We start from the raw sequence: 18,258 nt of genomic DNA, 5'->3' as shown, positions 1-18,258 counted from the left end.
GCGGGTTTGGTCAACTGCGGGCAAGCGGGTGGCGCTCGTTCACCAGCGTGACCAGCCTCGCGGCGTCGACGTGGGTATAGATCTGGGTCGTTGCGATATCGGCATGGCCGAGTAGCGTCTGGAGGACGCGCAGATCTGCGCCGCCTTCAAGAAGGTGGGTGGCAAAGGCGTGCCGCAGAACGTGCGGGCTGACTTTCTCGGGATCCAGTCCTGCGCGAAGGGCAAGGTCACGGAGCAACTGGAATAGCCTCACCCGCGAAAGATGTCCCCCACGCGGACTGGGGAACACGAAGCGTCCGCCCTTCCCTCTCGCGACGAGCCAATCGGCAAGAGCGCGCGTCGCCCGTGCCGAAACGGGCACCATGCGCTGCACACCGCCCTTGCCGGTGATCGTCAGGAGCGGTGCGTCGCGTGGAATCGCCGCAAGCGGAAGCGAGACAAGCTCGGTCGCGCGCAGGCCGGATCCGTACAGCAATTCGAGCAAGGCAAGCATCCGGGCTGCTTCAGGCGTACCTGACCGTGCATCTTCCTCGGCGGTGCGAAAAAGCGCCTCAACTTGCCCATGGTCGAGCAGACGCGGCAGGGGGCGCCGCGTCTTGGGGCGTGGAAGCGCCGACGATGGGTCTTCCTCGCGCATCCCTTCGTCGACGAGAAAGCCGTAGAACTGGCGTAACGCCGAAGACTTGCGGGCCAGCGACGAAGCCGCAAGATCGGACCAAGCGATCGCAAGGCGTGCGAGGTCCTCCCTTCCTGCCGTTGCCAACGGTCCGATCACCTCGGCTGCGCCCGCCAGGTCGCGCCGGTATGCCGCGAGCGTATTGGCCGCCGCGCCGCGTTGCGCCGCCAGCATCGCCAGGAAGTTCTCGACGGCGGGTTCGACCGTGCGACGCACAGTTCAGACGCGGGCGACCGCTTCGGCCGCGATCATTCTCGCCTCTCCGTCGAGACCGACGCGATGGAGCGCGGACACGATGTGATATAGGTGCAGCGGGGTCATCTTGTCCCAGCGATCTCCCTGCATGCCGAATGCTGCGAGCAACGCCACGAGTGCCGGATTGTTCGACGATGCCGCACTTTCGATGGCGCGGGTCCATCGCGTCTGTCGGTTGAAATCGACACCAAGCTTTTTTGCGAAATCGCGGGCAGCGGCATCGTCGACCCGCTCCAGTCCCATAAGCCCTGCCACGAGAAAACGGCTGCGCAACGTACCCTCGGAATCGTCCTCGCCGGCGAATGCATCGAGGCCTTCGGTGCCAACGCGATTTGTCCGGCCCGGATTGGCGAGGACCAGAAGTCCCCACCCTTCGCTTCCAACCGGAAGGTACGGCGCCCATTTCAGGGCATTGCGATCCAATCCGGCTGCAAGCATTGCCGCGATCAGTGCTTCGGCACTGTCGGAAAGCCCCTCTTCGGGCGCAATGCGGGCTGCAGCATGCGAAGTGAGCACAAGTCCTGCATAAGCCTTGTTCGGGTCGCTGCTGTCCCCCCACAACGAGCGGATCGCATCGAGCCGGTCTGATGCTGCCTCCGCGACGTAGGCCGTCCGCAGCGTTTCGGCGCGGCGGCTCCATTCGTCGGCTTGTGAACTGCCGCCGTCATCCTCGCGCAGGGCGTAGATCTGCGAATAGAGGTCGATCATCGCCTCGCTCGACATCACGCCTCGGGCCGCGGCTTCGTCGGCTCCCGCTGCGCGGGACGAAATGGGCAGCATCGGGGCGCGGGCGGCAAGCAGCACATAGCCGATTCCGGCCTTGGCCCTCAGCGCTTCCGGAGGCTCAAGCCCGGTCGCGAAGGACATGCCGATGCTCCAGGGCGTCAGCGCTTCGACGTCGTCCCATTCGATCTTGACCGCTCGCCGAGCATTGGTGGCCGCACCAGCGAACTTCTGGGCAAGGAGAATGTCGATCTTGCTGCCGGCGCCGCGCCGCATCGCGCGATCAAGCTGCGCCATCGCCGGGGAGCCTTCGTCTGTGAATGCCGAACAGATGGCGCGAACAAGGTCCCAGTCCCACCCGGGGCGGCTAGCAGCGGTAAGGGCGGTAATCGGACACAAGCCGACGGGATCGGCGGTGGCAAGGAAGCTTGCCATCGCGGCGTCTTCGAGACTGCGGGTGAAATTGCCGCTGTCCACGGATTGCACCATCGCGCGCGCAACGTCAGCCTCGCCCATGCGCAGCAAGAGCTGGGCCCGGATTGCCGCCCAGTCGGCGCCATTCATTCCAACGGGCGTGGCAAGCCTGCTGGCAACTGCACGCCGCGCAAGGATGTGCCCCCAGCGCGAAACGAACCGCCCGTGCATCTTGTTGATGACACCTTCCACGAACGGGCCGTTGAGATAATGCGTCGAGCCGGCGGGCAGGCCGCCGTCGCTTGCGTCGATGACACCGACGATATCGAGGCTGCGCTGCCCGGAGGGAGGGATGTCGTACTTCGGGCGGGCGGATTCGATCAGTTTGGCAAGAAGCGCCGGATCGAGCGAATCCAGCAGGGCCTGATCGCTTACCCCTAGCGGGGACTGGACCGGAGGCGGAGCTGAAGAGACCGGGATCGGCTGTACGACCGGGCTCGAAGTGGCGGCCGGCGAAGAAGGAGCCGACGCCGCGCTGGGCCGTGCTGCAGGCGTGGCAAGTCGCGGGGCGGCGGGCGCCGTGGAGCGCTGCTGCGCAGGCCGGGCAGGCGTGGCGGGACTGTCGAAACCCGGCGGAAGGAGCGATTCCTGGGCAAGCAGCGTGCCCGACACCACGACCAGAGCTGCTGCACCCGAAAGGAGCGGAATGCGCAGCTTCATTGGCTGGGGCTTCCGTTACCGACCGGTTGTTCGATCCAGCGCATCGGCTGCGTCCCACCCTTCATCCATGCCAACAAGAGAATAGCAACCAGCAGGAGTGCGCCGGCCACGGCAAGCTTCTTCATTCGCGCGCATCCGGTTCCCGGGGGCGATGCCCCCATCAGCAATACCTCAGGCGATACTTGCAACGGGCACTAGCGCAAGTATAGGCGGCGCGGCAATGGAACATGATGCGGCCCTTCTCAGTTCGTCGGAAATCGACCGCATCGGGCGAAGGATCGGCCGTCCGCTGGTCCTTGTCGGCATGATGGGCGTGGGCAAGACCACGGTGGGCCGCAAGCTTGCCTCACTGCTTCACGTTCCGTTCGTCGATGCCGACGAAGAGATCGAGCGTGCCGCGCACATGCCCATCCCCGAAATCTTCGCCACCTATGGCGAGCCGTATTTCCGCGACGGAGAGCGACGGGTGATCGCGCGGCTCATGGGCACGGGCCGCAACACGGACCGGAAGGTCCTTTCAACCGGCGGCGGCGCGTTCTGCGACCCCGCAACCCGCGCCCTGATCCTCGAGCGTGGCATTGCCGTCTGGCTGGACAGCGACGTCGATACCCTGGTCGAGCGGGTGGGCCGCAAGGACAACCGTCCCTTGCTGAAAACGGGCAATCCGCGCGAGATCCTTACCCGCCTGAAGGACGAGCGCGAGCCGTTCTATGCGCAAGCGCCGATCCACATGACCAGCGGGGCGCAACCGCACCAAGTCACGGCAAGCAAGATATTGAGGGCAATCGATCAATGGCTGTAATCCCCGTCGCCATCGCCGGAGCGCCCTATGAAGTGCGGATCGAGGCCGGCGTTCTGGCCCGTGCGGGCGAACATTGCCGCCCCTTTCTGCGCAAGGACCGCGTGGCTATCGTCACCGACGAGCACGTCGCCGCAGAGTGGCGGGAAACCGTCACTGCCTCGTTCGACAGCGTCGGCGTGCGCAGCGAATGGCTCGTTCTCCCCGCTGGCGAGAGCACCAAGAGCTGGGAACACCTCGCCCGCCTGGTCGACTGGCTGCTGGAACAGGAAGTCGAGCGCAAGGACCGTATTGTCGCGCTCGGCGGAGGCGTGATCGGCGATCTCACCGGGTTTGCCGCCTCGATCGTCAAGCGTGGCTGCGGTTTCATCCAGATCCCGACGACCCTCCTGGCGCAGGTCGATTCCAGCGTCGGCGGAAAGACCGCGATCAACACGCCCGCTGGCAAGAACCTCGTCGGCGCGTTTCACCAGCCTGCGCTGGTCCTCGCCGATCCGCTCGCGCTCGACACGCTGCCGCTGCGCGATGTGCGGGCCGGGTACGCCGAAGTGGTGAAATATGGCCTGATCGACGATGCGCCCTTCTTCGAGTGGTGTGAGGCGAACGGCGCAAAGCTCCTCGCAGGCGACCTGGCAGCGCGCGAGACGGCCATCGCACACAGCGTCGCGGCAAAGGCGCGGATCGTGGCGGCGGACGAGAAGGAAATCGCCGGCATCCGTGCGCTACTCAATCTCGGGCACACTTTCGGGCACGCGCTCGAGGCCGAGACCGGCTTTACCGATCGCCTGCACCATGGCGAAGGCGTGGCGCTGGGGATGGTGCTGGCGGCACGATTCTCGGCGCGGCAGGGGCTGATGTCGAGGCAGGATGCCGAACGCGTGGCTCGCCATGTCGAAGCGGTGGGCCTGCCTGCCACGCTCCGCGAGCTTGGGCTTTCCTGCGACGGCCGCCGCCTTGCCGATCACATGCTTCACGACAAGAAGATGGACGCGGGCACATTGCCCTTCCTTCTCATGCGCGGGATCGGGCAGACCTTCCTGGCAAAGGACGTCGATCTGACGGAAGTGGCCGCTTTCCTCGACGAGGAACTCGCCAGAACCTGATCATGTGTCTTCGGGCAGAAGGTCGACCACTTTGAAGCCCGGCAGGACCGCCTTGCGCAGGAGCGTGCGGTGGCAACCGTGCGCCTCGCGTTCATAGCACAGCAGGGCGACGCGGCGATTGGCGGCAAGTTCCGCAAGCTGCGCACCCGCAACAATCGCTTCGGGCAGTTCGAGCTGGCCTTCGTAGATTCTTTCGAGCGTTTCGTGGTCGTTGCGCCGTGCTGCCGCGCGGCCTTCGGCCGGTGTACCGAGCGCCTTGAAGTGGACGTAATCGATACCCGCCTCGCGGGCATTTGCCGCGAGGGCTGATTTGGAGAAGCCCGGCCTGCGGGACAGCGGCAACGCCCGCACGTCCGCCAGAACCTCGACTCCAGCCTTGCGCAGCGCGCCCATGACGGCAGGAACGGTCGCCTGCTCGTAGCCTATGGTCCAGATGGTGCGGGCGGTCATGGCCTCAAGGTGGGCCTGACCGCCCAGATATCAACCGCCTACTTTCCTGTGAACGCCGCCTTGCGCTTTTCGAGGAATGCCTTGCCGCCCTCAGCCGCATCGGCACTGTCGCCAGCAGCCCACTGCCCTTCTGCCTCGACCAGAAGCGCGCTGGCATAGTCGACCTCCAGCGCCTTCGCGAGGTTCTGCCGCATCGTTCCAAGCGCGACTGTCGGGCCGGCAGCGAGACGACTGGCCAAGGCCATGGCCTCGTCCATCAGCGCCGCATCGTCGACGGCCTTGTAGATCAGGCCCCAGTTTTCAGCCTTCTCGGCTCCGATCTTCTCGCCAAGCATCATCATCTCGGTCGCGCGGGCCTTGCCGACCAGGCGCGTCAGCATCCACGAAGCGCCACCATCCGGCACGAGGCCGATGTTCACGAATGCCTGGAGGAAGTAGGCACTACGCGCCGCGACGACAAAGTCGGCTGCCAGCGCAATCGAGCACCCAACGCCCGCGGCCGGACCGTTGACCGCTGTGACAACCGGCACAGGCAACCGCGAAAGAGCGAGCATGAGCGGGTTGTAGGCCTGCGTCAGCGCGGTATAGGCCCCTCGCCCGCCCGCAATGGAGCGCTCCCCACGCGCCGCCAGATCGGCTCCCGAACAGAACGCCCGCCCCTGGCCCGTGATCAGCACGGCCCGCGCGCCGTCAAGGTCGTTGACCGCATTAGCCAGTTCAAGCGCCATGTTCGGCGGGCATGCATTCAGGCGCTCGGGGCGGTTCAGCGTGATCTTCAGGACATCGCCGACCCGCTCGACGAGAATGGTTTCGTAATCCATCTGGCAACCTCTCCTTGGCCAACCGCCTTCGCACTTCGCGCACAGCAATACCGTCTTGGCGGAGCGAATCCACCAAAATTTAATTGCACGATTAAAGTGCTAGGCGGGCCGACCCGCGAGGTTCACGACGTATGCGCTTGCGCAAAGGCCGCTGCCGCACCGAACAGGCCGGGCTGCGGATGCGTGATCAGCTTGACCGGAATGGCCGCCATGAGGGCCTCGAACCGCCCTTTTGCCCTGAACCTGTCCGAGAAGCCAGACCGAACCAGCGTGTCCTTGATCCGCAGGCCAAGCCCGCCGGCCATGACGACGCCGTTGGCGCCGTGAGCCAGGGCAAGATCGCCTGCCACGCTGCCGAGCGAGAGGCAGAACCTGTCTACTGCAGCGGCGGCAAGGCTGTCCGCTCCGGAAGTCCCGAGTTCCCACAACTCGCGGTCAGACCGGGGTGTAAACGGTCGTCCTTCGATCAGAGCAAGCGCCTCGTAGATATCGACGATGCCCGGCCCGGCCACGACGCGTTCCGCCGAAACGCGGCGGTGGCGCTTGCGCAGACCGGCAAGGATCGCGTCCTCGATCGAATCTAGCGGCGCGAAGTCGATGTGCCCGCCTTCGGTGGGCTGGACCCGGTAGTTGTTCCCGTCACGCCACAACTGCGCCACGCCGAGCCCTGTCCCTGGTCCGACCACGCTGGTCACGCCGCTGGCGGGCAGCGGTTCGTCCGGGCCGCTCAGGTGTAGAAAGTGGCTCTGGTCCGCCTGCGCGACAGCATGGGCCACGGCGGCGAAGTCGTTGACGACGACATATTGCTCCGCCCCCAGCTTCTCCGGGATCAACGCCGGGCGGATGATCCACGGATTGTTCGTGAACTTGATGATCTCGCCGCCGACAGGCCCGGCGACGGCAATAGCCGCGGCCTTGGGCAATGGCTCTCCACGAACGCGCTCGAAATCCTCCCAGGCAAGCTGGAACGAGCCATGCTCCGCCGTCTTGAGCGTAACGGCCTCGCCAAGCGAGACCACGCGGCCTTCCGCGACTTCGGCAATCGCGAAGCGGGCGTGGGTTCCGCCAATATCGACGGCAACTACCTGCATCCTGTCCCCCAGATCGGCCTCTGTCAGCCGGATGGATATATCCTTCAGAGCCCCGCCGCCGCGAGCATCGCCGATCCGCCGCGCTCGGCGGGATCGGAATGCTGCCGCATGAGCGCGAAGAGTTCGCGGCCTACGCCGGGAGCACTAGCCGGGGCAACTGCTTCCTCGCGCGCGCTCCACTCCTCGGCGGGCACGACCGCGACAAGCTCGCCGCTGTTGGCGCATACCCGCACCACGTCGCCGTCGCGCAGCCTTGCCAGCGGGCCACCGAGCTTGGCTTCGGGCGAGACATGGATTGCGGCAGGCACCTTGCCCGAAGCGCCCGACATACGGCCATCGGTGACGAGCGCGACCTTGAACCCGCGATCCTGCAGGACGCCAAGCGGCGGGGTCAGCTTGTGCAGTTCGGGCATGCCGTTTGCGGCAGGCCCCTGGAAGCGTACGACAACGATGACGTCACGCTCCAGTTCGCCGGCCTTGAACGCGTCGAGCACGGCATTTTGGTCCTCGAACACCCGGCAAGGCGCCTCGATCGTCCAGCGTGAGGGATCGACCGCGCTGACCTTGATCGTACCCCGGCCGAGGTTGCCTTTCAGCAACCTGAAGCCGCCTTCGGGCTGGAACGGCGCCGAAACAGGGCGCAGCATGCTGTCGTCTCCCGAAACCTCGGGCGCCGGATCCCAGCGCAGGTTGTCGCCTTCCATGACAGGCTGCTGGGCGCCTTCCTCCAGCGACTGGCCGTAGACCGTCAGGATATCCGGATGGGCAAGGCCGGACCCGATCAGCTCGCGGATCACATAGGGCATGCCGCCCGCCGCTGCGAAGTAGTTCACGTCGCCCGCGCCATTGGGATAGACGCTGGCGATAAGCGGGACGACGCGCGACAGGTCGTCCATGTCGTTCCAGTCTATCTGGATGCCGGCGGCCCGCGCGATGGCCGGCAGGTGGATCACGTGGTTGGTCGAGCCACCTGTTGCCAGCAGGCCGACGATCGCATTGACGATGGCCTTCTCGTCGACGCACCTGCCGAGAGGACGATAATCGTCGCCATCCCAACCAATCTGGGCGATGCGATGCGTCGCCGCCCGCGTCAGTTCCTGACGGATCTTCGTGCCGGGCAGGACGAAGCTGGAGCCGGGCATGTGCAGCCCCATCATCTCCATCATCATCTGGTTGGAGTTGGCCGTGCCATAGAAGGTGCACGTGCCGGCGGAGTGATAGCTGGCGCTCTCGCTTTCGAGCAGTTCGTCGCGACCGACCTTGCCCTCTGCATATAGCTGGCGGATACGGACCTTCTCCTTGTTGGGAAGGCCTGTCGGCATGGGGCCCGCCGGCACGAGAATGGTCGGCAGGTGGCCAAAGCGCAGGCTGCCGATCAGCAGCCCGGGCACGATCTTGTCGCAGATTCCGAGCAGGAGCGCGCCTTCGAACATGGCGTGGCTTAGCCCGACTGTCGTCGCCATTGCGATCACGTCGCGGCTGAAGAGCGACAGCTCCATCGAATCCTGGCCCTGCGTGACGCCATCGCACATCGCTGGAACGCCGCCTGCAACCTGCGCCGTCGCGCCCACTTCCCGGGCGAATATCTTGATCTGCTCGGGATAGCGGCCATACGGCTGATGCGCCGAAAGCATATCGTTGTAGGCAGTGACGATGCCGATGTTCATCGCCTTGCCCGACTTGATCGCCGGCTTGTCCTCGCCCGATGCGGCAAAGCCGTGGGCCAGGTTGCCGCACGAAAGCCTGGGCCGGTTGAGCCCCTGGTCGCGCGAACGTTCCACAAGATCGAGATATGCGGCGCGGGTGCTGCGCGAACGCTCGATGATGCGCTGGGTGACGCGCTCGACAGTTGGGTTCATCGCCATCATTCGCTCCAGTAGATCGTGACCGGCGGGCCATAGCCACGCAGGAAATCGGCGACGGGATAGCCATCGTCGCCGGCAATGACGCGCTCAAGCAGCGCCTTCTTGGAAGCGCCGGTGACCACGAGGATTATCTCCCGGCTCGCCTTGAGCGCCTTGCGGTTCAGGGTCAGCCTGTCGAATGGTGCTTCCGGCGGAAGCGGGATCGGCGTCGTCGCGATCACCGTCGGTCCCGGACGCACCACCGCCTGCATGTGGGGAAACAGCGAGGCGACGTGTCCGTCCTCTCCCATGCCGAGCCAGACGAGGTCGAACGGCTCTACCTGTGCGCCTTCCTCAAGGCGCTCGAACCGTGCGCCGGACGCGCCGAGCGCGGCGTGGATCTTCCCGAAATTGCTGGCCGGATGGTCGTCCGGCACGCACCGGTCGTCGGTCAGCGCAATAGTCACCGAAGACCAGTCGAGCGGTCTATCCTTCAGCAGGGACAGAACCTTGATCGGCGTCGAACCGCCTGTGAATGCGATCCTCTTCCGCCCCGGTGCATTCACGACCCGCGCGATATGATCGGCAACCGCAGTCGCATTGCCTGGCTGGGCCCACGAGACTGTCGCCGGTTGCGGCTCAGTCATTCCAGCTTCTCCCGTCCCGCTCGGTAAGGGCGATGCCTGCGTTCGGCCCCCAGCTTCCTGCGGCATAGGGCTTGGCTTCCATGTCGGTGTCGGCCCAGACCTTGCGGATGGCGTCGACCCACTTCCACTGCGCTTCCACTTCGTCTCGCCGGACGAACAAGGTCTGTTCGCCCTCGATCAGGTCGAGCAGCAGGCGTTCGTAGGCAATGCGGCGGCGCGCCTTGGCGAAGGCTGCGGTCAACGAAAGGTCGAGATTGACGTCGCGCAGCACAATACCGCCACGGTCGAGCCCCGGCTCCTTCGCCATCACCTGCAGCCGCACATATTCCTCGGGCTGGAGGCGGATGACGAGGCGGTTGGGGCGAAGCCTTCCCCCGCGCTCGGCAAAGAGGTTGTGCGGAACAGGCTTGAACTCGACCACGATCTCGCTGCGCCGCTCGCCAAGTCGCTTGCCGGTGCGCAGGTAGAACGGCACGCCGGTCCAACGCCAGTTGTCGACATGGGCCTTGATCGCCACGAAGGTCTCCGTGTCGGACACTTCGCCAAGGTCTTCCTGGTATCCGGTGACCGACGTGCCCTTCACCGCCCCGGCGCGGTACTGGCCCCGCACCATTTCCTCCGCCTTGACCGGGCGAAGCGCGCGCAGGACCTTGACCTTTTCGTCGCGGATCGACGTGGCGTCGAGGCTTGCCGGCGGCTCCATTGCGGTCAGGGCGAGCAACTGGAGCATGTGGTTCTGCACCATGTCGCGCAGTGCGCCGGTGTCGTCGTAGAAGCCCTTGCGCCCTTCGAGGCCGACCGTCTCGCTAACCGTGATCTGCACATGGTCGATACCGCCTGCGTTCCACAACGGCTCGAACATCATGTTGGCAAAGCGCAGTGCCATGAGGTTCTGGACCGTTTCCTTGCCAAGGTAATGGTCGATCCGGAAGATCTGTTCCTCGGCAAAGGCGGCGGCAACCGCATCGTTGATACGGGTGGACGATGCAAGGTCGTTCCCGAGCGGCTTTTCAAGGCCGATCCGCACGTTCTCATGGGCCAAGCCCGCCCGGCGCAGGCCTTCGATCGTCGGTTCGAACAGGAACGGCGCGGTGGACAGGAAAATCGAGAGGCCGCACGAGGTGTCGCCCAGCTTGCGGGCCAGTTCGCCGAAGCCATCGACATTCGAGGCATCGAGGGTCTGGTATTCGAGCCGTTCGAGGAAACTCGCGAGCTTTTCCTCGTCCCGCCGGTCCTCGGGCAGGAATTCGGCAAGCGCCTCGCGGGCGAATTCGCGGAACTCGGCGTCGTCATGCTCGGACCGGGCCGTGCCCACGATGCGCAGGTCCGGCCGGATCAGGCCGTCTTCGTGAAGGGCGTAGAGCGAAGGCAGAAGCATCCGGCGGGAAAGGTCGCCGGTCGCGCCGAACAGCAGCAGTGCGGAACAGCTGGACTCGATCATCGACGCATATCTCCCCTTGGCGTTGCGGTCTCGGCAACCGTGCCTCGCACGAAGGCCCTAGACCCTAAGGCGCTGCGATTCAGCACGCATATGTATGCAGGATAGCTATGCGCACGGAAGCAGTTGGCGAAGACTGTGCATTGCGCCTTCACCAACTGCAATGTCGCAGCGGCCGCCCACTACTTCCCCGGGTGGAGGCGCACCGCAAGTCCGCCTCCCGGCGCCAGCCAGGCGGGCAGCACGTCGCCCTTCTTCACCTTGAGCGTGGCATAGGCGATCCGGTGGCGTGCCTCGGTTTCGTAGGTGGCGCCTTCGCCGTCCTTCCACACCGTCGCGGTGTAGGTCTTGCCGGGATCGAGGAAGTCGAGGGAAAGCGAAACGTCGCGCGCCGTCGCATCATTGACGCCGCCGACGTACCAGTCCTCGCTGTTGCGGTCCTTGCGCGCGAAGATCGCATAGTCGCCAACTTCGCCCGCGATCAGGTGGCTTTCGGACCAATCTGCCGGGACCTGTTTGATGAACGCCAGTTCCTTCGGGTGCGATTCGAGGCTCTCGATGAAATCCGCTGCCATCTGGATCGGCGAATAGATCGCAAGGTACAGCCCGAGCTGCTTGGCGAGCGTCGATGCCAGCGGCACCTTGTTGGCGCCTTCCAGGCTGAGGATGCCCGGGGTGTAGTCCATCGGCCCCGACAGCATCCGCGTATAGACCAGCGTCGGCTCGTGGTCCGGTCCGTTGGCGAACTGCCCCCACGCGTTGTATTCCATGCCGCGCGCGCCTTCGCGGTCGATCCAGTTGGGATATGTGCGGCGAAGGCCGGTGTCCTTCACCGGCTCGTGCGCGTTGATCGCGATGCGATACTTCGCGGCGATCTCGACCACCTTGAGGTGATGCTGCACCTGCCGCTGCCCGTCGTGGTACTCCATCCGGTAGGTGCCCGGCGCATCGCCTGGTGCAAGGATGCCACCCGCATCGGCGACGTACCCGGTCTTCACCGCGCGCACGCCCAGCTTGTCGTAGAGCTTCATTGCGTCCTCGAGCTGCGCCTCGTAGTTCGCGATGTTGCCGCCCGTCTCGTGATGGCCGATCAGCATGACGCCCTTCTTCGCGCCATATTTCGTCACTGCCTCAAGATCGAAGTCGGGCGTCGCCTCGGTATAGGAGAACTCCTTGCCGCTGCCGAACCAGGTCCCGTTCCAGCCCTTGTCCCAGCCTTCCACCAATACCCCGCCAAAACCGTGCCTGGCTGCGAAGTCGATGTACTGCTTGGTCCGCGCGGTCGTCGCGCCGTGCTTCGGGCCTTCCGCCCAGGACCAGTCGCCCCGGATCATGCCCCACCAGATGCCGATGTACTTCATCGGCTTGAAGTACGAAACGTCACCGATCCTGTTCGGCTCGTTGAGGTTCAGTTCGAGGTCGTTCTCGACGATGCCCTTCGCATTGTCGGCAATCCGCACGGTGCGCCATGGGGTGTTGAACGGAACCGCGCGCGTCACCTTGGGCCCGTTCGGCGAAGGTGAAAGCGTGGCGCGGAACGAGGTGCCCGTCTGCCGCTTCAGCCACATCGCCGAATAGTCCACCAGCGCCGCCTCGTGGAACGACAGGTGCGTCCCGTCCGCCAGCTTCATCGTGATCGGAGTGTGCGCGGTCGAGACGCCGTCGATCGCCGTCTTCTGGTAGACCTGCTCATAGCGGTTCCATTCACCGCCCGGAATCCACCAAGCCGTGCCGTTCTGCGCCACGTTGAACTCGGTAAGCTCGTCCGCGATCTTCATCACCTTCATCGCGGGCTGTTCGGGGATCTCGTAGCGGAAACCGAAGCCATCGTCGAACAGGCGGAAGCGCACGTTCATGCGGCGCCCGCCCCAGTCCGGCACCTGTTCGAACTTCACCAGAAGCTCGTTATGATTGTCGGTGACATAGCGCCGCTCACCCCAGGGCTGTTCCCAGGTCTCCTTGCCCGATCCCTTCTCGCTGCCGATGATGGTCTGCCCGCGTTGCATAGTTGGGCCATCGCTGGTGATGAAACCCAGCATCGACGATCCTAGCAGGAGCTTGCCCTTGCGGGTCAGGCTGTAGAGCGGGTGGCCGTCGTTGTCGGTGGTCACCGACAGCACCAGGCTGCCGTCCGGCGATGTTGCCGTCACCGTCTCCGCCGTGGCAGGCGTCGCCAGGGCGCACGAAAGGGTCAGCGCCAGCGGCGCTGCAACGTTCAGAAGGTTACGCATCAGATCCTCTCTTCGATCAGGAGCGCGCCGAACGGCGGCAACTGCCCCACTGTCGCGCCGTTGACCGACGCCATTTCCTTGCCCTCCCGCACCAGCCCGTGGGGCCAGACCACCGGGACGGAGGACAGGTTGAACAGCCCTGCAATCGATTGCTCACCCAAAACGCGCCGAATGGCAAGAAGGCATTCGTCTGCATGGATCACCTCGAAGGAACCGATCCGTAACGCGGGCGTCTCGCGGCGCAGGCGAAGCAGGCGCGTGGTCAGGTTCAAGAGCGATGCCGGATCGCCTTCCTGCCGGTCGACGGCCCGCGACAGGTTTTCCTCGCCCAGCGGCAACCAGGGCGCGCCCGACGTGAACCCGCCCTCGCCCGATTGTACTAACCAGGGCATCGGCGTGCGTGCACCGTCGCGTGAAAGCGTCAGCGGCCAATTGGCGATGGCCTCGGGGTCCTGCAACTGCTCGAACGGAATGTCGACCTGCGTCAGTCCCAGTTCCTCGCCCTGGTAGACGATGATGTTCCCCCGCAACGAAGCGAAGAGCATGGCCTTCAGCCGGGCGAACGGCTCGCGCTGGTCCGGCGCGCACCAGCGCGAAAGCGCGCGCGGCGCATCGTGGTTCTCGAAGGCCCAGCTCGGCCAGCCCATGCCGGGTGCATCGGGCCATTTGGCCACGGCCTTTTCCACGAAATGCGGCGTCAGCCTGTCCGCGTAGAGGAAGTCGAAGCCGTAGGCGCTGTTGAGATGCCTGTCCCCCGCAGTGAACGCCTTCATCTCCGTCTCGGCAAGGTCTCCGCCGACTTCCGCGACTGTGAACACCGCGCCATAGTCGTCGCACAGGTTCCGCACCCGCTGGATGAACTTCAGGATGTCGGGGTGCGACTGGTTGTAGATCTTGAGCTGGAAGTCGAATGGCCGCGTCTTGCGTCGGCCATCGTCCGGCGCCGGCGGATTGTCCCGCAAGGTCGGGTCATGCATCAGGAAGTTCAGGGCATCGAGGCGGAAGCCGTCAACACCCCGGTCCAGCCAGAACTTCATCGCCCCGAGCAGCGCTTCCTGCACTTCGGGATTGTGGGCGTTTACCTGGGGCTGGCTGGATAGGAAGTTGTGCAGGTAATACTGGCAGCGCCGCGCATCCCACGTCCATGCCGGACCGCCGAATACCGACTGCCAGTTCGACGGGGGCGACCCATCGGGCTTAGGATCGGCCCAGACATACCAGTCCGCCCTGGCGTTGGTACGGTCCTGCCGGCTTTCGGCAAACCACGGATGAATGTCCGAGGTATGCGCATAGACCTGGTCGATCGTGACCTTGAGGCCCAGCTCGTGCGCGCGTTTTACCAGGGCATCGAAATCCGCCAGCGTCCCGAAGATCGGATCGACGTCGCAGTAGTCGGCGACGTCGTAGCCGAAGTCCTTCATCGGCGAGGTGAAGAACGGCGAGATCCAGATCGCGTCTACGCCAAGGCGCGCGACGTGATCCAGTCGCGAGGCGATGCCATTCAGGTCCCCGATGCCGTCGCCGTTGGAATCGCAAAAGCTGCGTGGATAGATCTGATAGATCGCCGCACCGCGCCACCACGGCGTCTCCGTGTGCATTTTGGGGTCGGCAATGGCTGTTTCGGTCTGCTTCATCGAACGCTGGATTCCGGGGAGAGGATGACACGACAGACGACGCTGCCAAATGCGGGGAGATCGAGCAGCACCGAACCCGGCGCCGCCACCGATAACGGACATTGGCCGTAGAGCCCTTCGAGACCGCTTGCCGACGCGCCAATCACGCTGGTTGCACGAAGTGGCTTGTCCGATGTGTTGAACGCTATCAGGTATTCCGTACCCGTCTCCGGATCGAAGCGGGAGACGGAAAACAGTCCGGGCCCTTCCGAATACGTTCGCGTAACCTGCCGCCCCCGGGCCAGCGCGGGATGCGCCTTCCGCAGTACGGCAAGATCGCGGATCAGCCGATAGAGGGGATGCCCCTCGTCGAAATTGTCGGCAGCCGTCGTGCTGGCCGTCCCGATCAGGCGATTGTCGTTGTAGCTGGCCGTGCGGCTCGGGAACATGTCCTCGCGCGCGTCCTGGTCGCCGCCGTCGCCGACAAAGCCCTGCTCGTCGCCGTAGTAGATCACCGGCGAACCGCGAAGGGTCATCAGCATGACGTGCGCCAGCGCGACGCGGTCGAGCAGTTCCTTGTCGGAAATGCCCGGGCGGTCCTGCCGGACTGCGGTCGAGAAACGGCCCATGTCGTGGTTGCCGAGGAAAGTTGGCATGGCGAGCGCCGCCGCCTCGCCACCTTCATAGAGTACGTCGCCGTCAAAGGTCTCTGCCAGCACGCGCGTCGCCTTACCCTTGCCGACAAGGTCCCGCACCGCTTCCTGGAACGCGAAGTCGAGCACTTGCGGAAAGCCGTCGCGGCGGGTGTGTCGCGCGATCGTGCCGGGGTCCGAGCCGCCGTTGGCGATTTCAGCGAACACCGCGAAATTCGGTATGCCGGCCTCTGCCGCGACCTTGCGAATTTCCGGAGTGAACACTTGCCAGAAGCCCGGATCGACATGCTTGGCCGTATCGACGCGGTAGCCGTCGATGCCGAACCTGCGGATCCAGTCGGCATAGATCTCAACCATCCCGGCACGAACGCGGGGATGTTCGGTGAACAGGTCGTCCAGTCCGGCAAAGTCCCCGAACCGGCTGTCCTCGCCGGTGAACGTCGTGTTGCCGCGATTATGGTAGTAGATCGGATCGTTCAGCCAGGCCGGGACCTTCACGTTTCGCTCGGCCGGGTCGATCAACGGCTGATATGCCGCGCCGGGATCGGTCAGCTTCGCAAAGTTCGCCGCGCTCGAGTCCTCGTCGCCCGCAAACCCCTGGTTGATCGCCTTGCCGGACAATCCACCCTTGCGCGAATAGGGCCAGTCGGCCCGGTTGCGGTATGAGTAATCGCCATCGGCATAGTGGATCACGTCCGCCGTGTGATTGGCGATGATGTCCATGTAGACCTTGATGCCGCGAGCATGGGCAGCGTCGACCAGCGCCTTGAAATCGGCATTGCTGCCGAAGTGCGGATCGATCCGGGTGAAATCGGTTACCCAGTATCCGTGATACCCCGCGCTCTCCTGCCCGGGCGCGCCCTGTACCGGCTTGTTGCGGAACACCGGCGCCACCCACAGCGCCGTCACGCCCATGTCCTGGAGGTAGTCGAGCCGCGAGAGCAGGCCCTTGATGTCCCCGCCGTGATAAAACCCCTTTGCCGACGGGTCGAACCCGGTCTTCAGCCGATCGCCCTTGAGCCCGCCAAGGTCGTTCTTCCTGTCGCCGTTATCGAACCGGTCGGGCAGCAGGAAATAGACCACTTCGCCTGCAGCGGGACGCGCACGCACTTCGGCCAGTGGCACGTCGGCCAACGCCGGCTGCCCCAAGGACAGGACCAGAGCGAGCGCGGAAATCAGGGATATCCTACGCATGGGCAGCCACCTTTCCGCAGACATGTTCGAGGTAGTCGGCGTGAAGGGGCATTCGCGCAACGTCCTTTCTGTAGGCTTCGCTGACGGTTTCGAGGAACGCGGAAAGGTTGGTCCGGTCCAATTGGTCGGCAAGAGGGTGCCACCGCTCCGGCATGATCCCCTGCCCCACCATTACCTGCACCCAACCGGGCACGTCGAAAAGCTCTTCGTGTTCCCGCACGATGCGGCCCGATGCGCGGAACATGGCGATGCGCTTAGCCAGCGTTTCGGGAATTTCCATCGCTCTGAGGCTATCCCAGAACGGCTCTCCGTGACGGCCATTTGCGACGTAGTGAAGGATCACGAAGTCGCGGATGCGTTCGATCTCGAAGACCGAAAGCCGGTTGTACGCATCGCGGTCCGCTGCCTGTACCGGCCCGTTCGGCAAAAAATCGATGATCCGGCTGATTGCCGTCTGGATCAGGTGAATGGAAGTCGATTCCAGAGGTTCGATGAAGCCGGAGGACAGGCCGACCGCAACCACGTTGTTCTTCCAGAACGTCTCGCGCCGCCCTGCCTTGAACCGGATCGTGCGCGGCTCGGCCAGTTGGCGCCCGTCGAGCCTTCCCAGAAGGCGCGCGGTCGCCTCGTCCTCGCCCATCGCGTCGGAACAGAACACGTGGCCGTTGCCGGTCCGGTGCTGCAGCGGGATGCGCCAGCACCAGCCTGCGGGCTGGGCAATGGACCGCGTATAGTGAACCAGCGGCCCGGCGCGCTCGCACGGAACGGCAACCGCGCGGTCGCAGCGCAGCCAGTGGCTCCAGTCGACGTACTCGACGCCCATTTCCTGTCCGAGGAGAAGGCTGCGAAAGCCCGAGCAATCGATGAACAGATCGCCCTCCACCTCGTGGCCATCGGCAAGCTTCAGCGAGGCAATGTCACCGGTGGAACAATCGCGCGCGGCCGACTGGATACGACCTTCGATCCGCAGCACGCCACGCTCTTCGGCATAGCGCCGCAGGAACGCGGCATAGAGCGACGCGTCGAAATGATAGGCATAGGGCATCGGCGGCAATGCGCTGCCCTCTGGACGGTCGATGTGGGCGAAACGGCCTTCCTCGCAGGCGACGGCATTAAGCACGTAATCGCCCAGCGGTCCTGCGGCTCCCATGGCGCGACCCCGCAACCAGTAATGGTGAAAGGGCAGGACGCCAAGGCTCCGGCCTGTCAGTCCGAAGCCATGGATGTAACGCTCGTCGAAGCCGCCCCAGCCCTCGAAGGCGATGCCCAGCTTCCACGTACCGTGGGTCTCGCGCAGGAACTGGCGTTCGTCGATCCCCAGCGAGCGGTTGAATAGCCGCACCATCGGAATGGTCGCTTCGCCGACGCCGATCGTCCCGATCTCTTCGGATTCGACGAGCGTGACCTGCCAGTGCGGCATGGCAAAGCGGGCAAGCGCGGCGGCCGTCATCCATCCGGCCGTCCCGCCACCGGCGATGACTATCCTGCGCTTGTTCGAAGGCGGCATGGCAACTCTCCCGCAGGTGGCTTGCATAACGGTGCCTTCTGCGGACACCTGGTGACATGCTCTGGCCGGAAAGGGGAGG

Annotated in this window: 15 protein-coding genes; 2 read left to right on the top strand and 13 right to left on the bottom strand. The window is 64.8% G+C overall.

The features are described from left to right. Positions 1-10: 10 nt before the first annotated feature. Genes SARO_RS09525 through SARO_RS21590 form a run of 3 tightly spaced genes read right to left on the bottom strand, consistent with a single transcriptional unit; the run spans position 11 to position 2,913 of the window. A complete protein-coding gene (locus SARO_RS09525) occupies positions 11-892 on the bottom strand; it encodes a tyrosine recombinase (protein WP_011445552.1) in 882 nt (293 codons plus the stop codon). A gap of 3 nt (positions 893-895) precedes the next feature. Then, the gene (locus SARO_RS09520; protein ID WP_011445551.1) at positions 896-2,788 is read right to left on the bottom strand and encodes a hypothetical protein; all 1,893 of its coding nucleotides are present in this window, start codon (positions 2,786-2,788) and stop codon (positions 896-898) included. Beyond that, positions 2,785-2,913 (bottom strand): hypothetical protein, encoded by a 129-nt coding sequence (locus SARO_RS21590; RefSeq protein WP_256325470.1) that lies wholly within the window; start codon positions 2,911-2,913, stop codon positions 2,785-2,787. Before SARO_RS21590 ends, SARO_RS09520 begins: the two co-directional genes overlap by 4 nt. Positions 2,914-3,008: 95 nt before the next feature. Between SARO_RS21590 and SARO_RS09515 the strand changes: the two genes are divergently transcribed. Then, a complete protein-coding gene (locus SARO_RS09515; protein ID WP_041550271.1) occupies positions 3,009-3,590 on the top strand; it encodes a shikimate kinase in 582 nt (193 codons plus the stop codon). Then, positions 3,581-4,690, top strand: coding sequence for a 3-dehydroquinate synthase (gene aroB / locus SARO_RS09510; RefSeq protein ID WP_011445549.1), 1,110 nt, complete (start codon positions 3,581-3,583; stop codon positions 4,688-4,690). The genes SARO_RS09515 and aroB overlap by 10 nt, the downstream gene beginning before the upstream one ends. On the opposite strand, the gene SARO_RS09505 is transcribed toward aroB, so the two are convergent. The 10 genes from SARO_RS09505 to SARO_RS09460 form a co-directional block, all read right to left on the bottom strand. Further along, complete coding sequence (locus SARO_RS09505; RefSeq protein WP_011445548.1) at positions 4,691-5,140, bottom strand: DUF488 domain-containing protein; 450 nt, start codon at positions 5,138-5,140, stop codon at positions 4,691-4,693. It lies immediately after the preceding gene. 38 nt (positions 5,141-5,178) lie between these two features. Continuing rightward, complete coding sequence (locus SARO_RS09500) at positions 5,179-5,961, bottom strand: enoyl-CoA hydratase-related protein (RefSeq protein WP_011445547.1); 783 nt, start codon at positions 5,959-5,961, stop codon at positions 5,179-5,181. Between the two features lie 122 nt (positions 5,962-6,083). After that, entirely contained in the window at positions 6,084-7,052 is a 969-nt protein-coding gene (locus SARO_RS09495; protein ID WP_011445546.1) for a glucokinase, read from the bottom strand. A gap of 44 nt (positions 7,053-7,096) precedes the next feature. Beyond that, on the bottom strand, positions 7,097-8,917 hold the full coding sequence (gene edd, locus SARO_RS09490) for a phosphogluconate dehydratase (protein ID WP_011445545.1): 1,821 nt from the start codon (positions 8,915-8,917) through the stop codon (positions 7,097-7,099). After that, on the bottom strand, positions 8,917-9,543 hold the full coding sequence (locus SARO_RS09485; RefSeq protein WP_011445544.1) for a 6-phosphogluconolactonase: 627 nt from the start codon (positions 9,541-9,543) through the stop codon (positions 8,917-8,919). The genes edd and SARO_RS09485 overlap by 1 nt, the downstream gene beginning before the upstream one ends. After that, the gene (gene zwf, locus SARO_RS09480; RefSeq protein ID WP_011445543.1) at positions 9,536-10,984 is read right to left on the bottom strand and encodes a glucose-6-phosphate dehydrogenase; all 1,449 of its coding nucleotides are present in this window, start codon (positions 10,982-10,984) and stop codon (positions 9,536-9,538) included. The genes SARO_RS09485 and zwf overlap by 8 nt, the downstream gene beginning before the upstream one ends. 179 nt (positions 10,985-11,163) lie before the next feature. Next, on the bottom strand, positions 11,164-13,212 hold the full coding sequence (locus tag SARO_RS09475; protein WP_011445542.1) for a glycoside hydrolase family 97 protein: 2,049 nt from the start codon (positions 13,210-13,212) through the stop codon (positions 11,164-11,166). Then, positions 13,212-14,846 carry an alpha-amylase family glycosyl hydrolase gene (locus SARO_RS09470; protein ID WP_011445541.1) on the bottom strand — a complete coding sequence of 545 codons (1,635 nt, stop codon included), beginning with the start codon at positions 14,844-14,846 and terminating at the stop codon, positions 13,212-13,214. The genes SARO_RS09475 and SARO_RS09470 overlap by 1 nt, the downstream gene beginning before the upstream one ends. Next, positions 14,843-16,672: an alpha-amylase family glycosyl hydrolase gene (locus tag SARO_RS09465; RefSeq protein ID WP_011445540.1), complete on the bottom strand. Its 1,830-nt coding sequence runs from the start codon at positions 16,670-16,672 to the stop codon at positions 14,843-14,845. Before SARO_RS09465 ends, SARO_RS09470 begins: the two co-directional genes overlap by 4 nt. Continuing rightward, entirely contained in the window at positions 16,665-18,179 is a 1,515-nt protein-coding gene (locus SARO_RS09460) for a tryptophan halogenase family protein (protein ID WP_011445539.1), read from the bottom strand. The genes SARO_RS09465 and SARO_RS09460 overlap by 8 nt, the downstream gene beginning before the upstream one ends. Positions 18,180-18,258 lie beyond the last annotated feature (79 nt).

Origin of the sequence: Novosphingobium aromaticivorans DSM 12444 (assembly GCF_000013325.1) — a bacterium.
Taxonomy (GTDB): domain Bacteria; phylum Pseudomonadota; class Alphaproteobacteria; order Sphingomonadales; family Sphingomonadaceae; genus Novosphingobium; species Novosphingobium aromaticivorans.
The sequence above is the reverse complement of the archived record's forward strand: the minus strand, read 5'-3'. Positions and strand labels throughout refer to the sequence as shown.

What these genes read in the sequence shown, in the direction of transcription:
- SARO_RS09520 (WP_011445551.1), bottom strand. Translation starts at nt 2,788, where the DNA reads ATGAAGCTGCGCATTCCGCTCCTTTCGGGTGCAGCAGCTCTGGTCGTG.
- SARO_RS21590 (WP_256325470.1), bottom strand. Translation starts at nt 2,913, where the DNA reads ATGAAGAAGCTTGCCGTGGCCGGCGCACTCCTGCTGGTTGCTATTCTC.
- SARO_RS09515 (WP_041550271.1), top strand. Translation starts at nt 3,009, where the DNA reads ATGGAACATGATGCGGCCCTTCTCAGTTCGTCGGAAATCGACCGCATC.
- aroB (WP_011445549.1), top strand. Translation starts at nt 3,581, where the DNA reads ATGGCTGTAATCCCCGTCGCCATCGCCGGAGCGCCCTATGAAGTGCGG.
- SARO_RS09505 (WP_011445548.1), bottom strand. Translation starts at nt 5,140, where the DNA reads ATGACCGCCCGCACCATCTGGACCATAGGCTACGAGCAGGCGACCGTT.
- SARO_RS09500 (WP_011445547.1), bottom strand. Translation starts at nt 5,961, where the DNA reads ATGGATTACGAAACCATTCTCGTCGAGCGGGTCGGCGATGTCCTGAAG.
- SARO_RS09495 (WP_011445546.1), bottom strand. Translation starts at nt 7,052, where the DNA reads ATGCAGGTAGTTGCCGTCGATATTGGCGGAACCCACGCCCGCTTCGCG.
- edd (WP_011445545.1), bottom strand. Translation starts at nt 8,917, where the DNA reads ATGGCGATGAACCCAACTGTCGAGCGCGTCACCCAGCGCATCATCGAG.
- SARO_RS09485 (WP_011445544.1), bottom strand. Translation starts at nt 9,543, where the DNA reads ATGACTGAGCCGCAACCGGCGACAGTCTCGTGGGCCCAGCCAGGCAAT.
- zwf (WP_011445543.1), bottom strand. Translation starts at nt 10,984, where the DNA reads ATGATCGAGTCCAGCTGTTCCGCACTGCTGCTGTTCGGCGCGACCGGC.
- SARO_RS09475 (WP_011445542.1), bottom strand. Translation starts at nt 13,212, where the DNA reads ATGCGTAACCTTCTGAACGTTGCAGCGCCGCTGGCGCTGACCCTTTCG.
- SARO_RS09470 (WP_011445541.1), bottom strand. Translation starts at nt 14,846, where the DNA reads ATGAAGCAGACCGAAACAGCCATTGCCGACCCCAAAATGCACACGGAG.
- SARO_RS09465 (WP_011445540.1), bottom strand. Translation starts at nt 16,672, where the DNA reads ATGCGTAGGATATCCCTGATTTCCGCGCTCGCTCTGGTCCTGTCCTTG.
- SARO_RS09460 (WP_011445539.1), bottom strand. Translation starts at nt 18,179, where the DNA reads ATGCCGCCTTCGAACAAGCGCAGGATAGTCATCGCCGGTGGCGGGACG.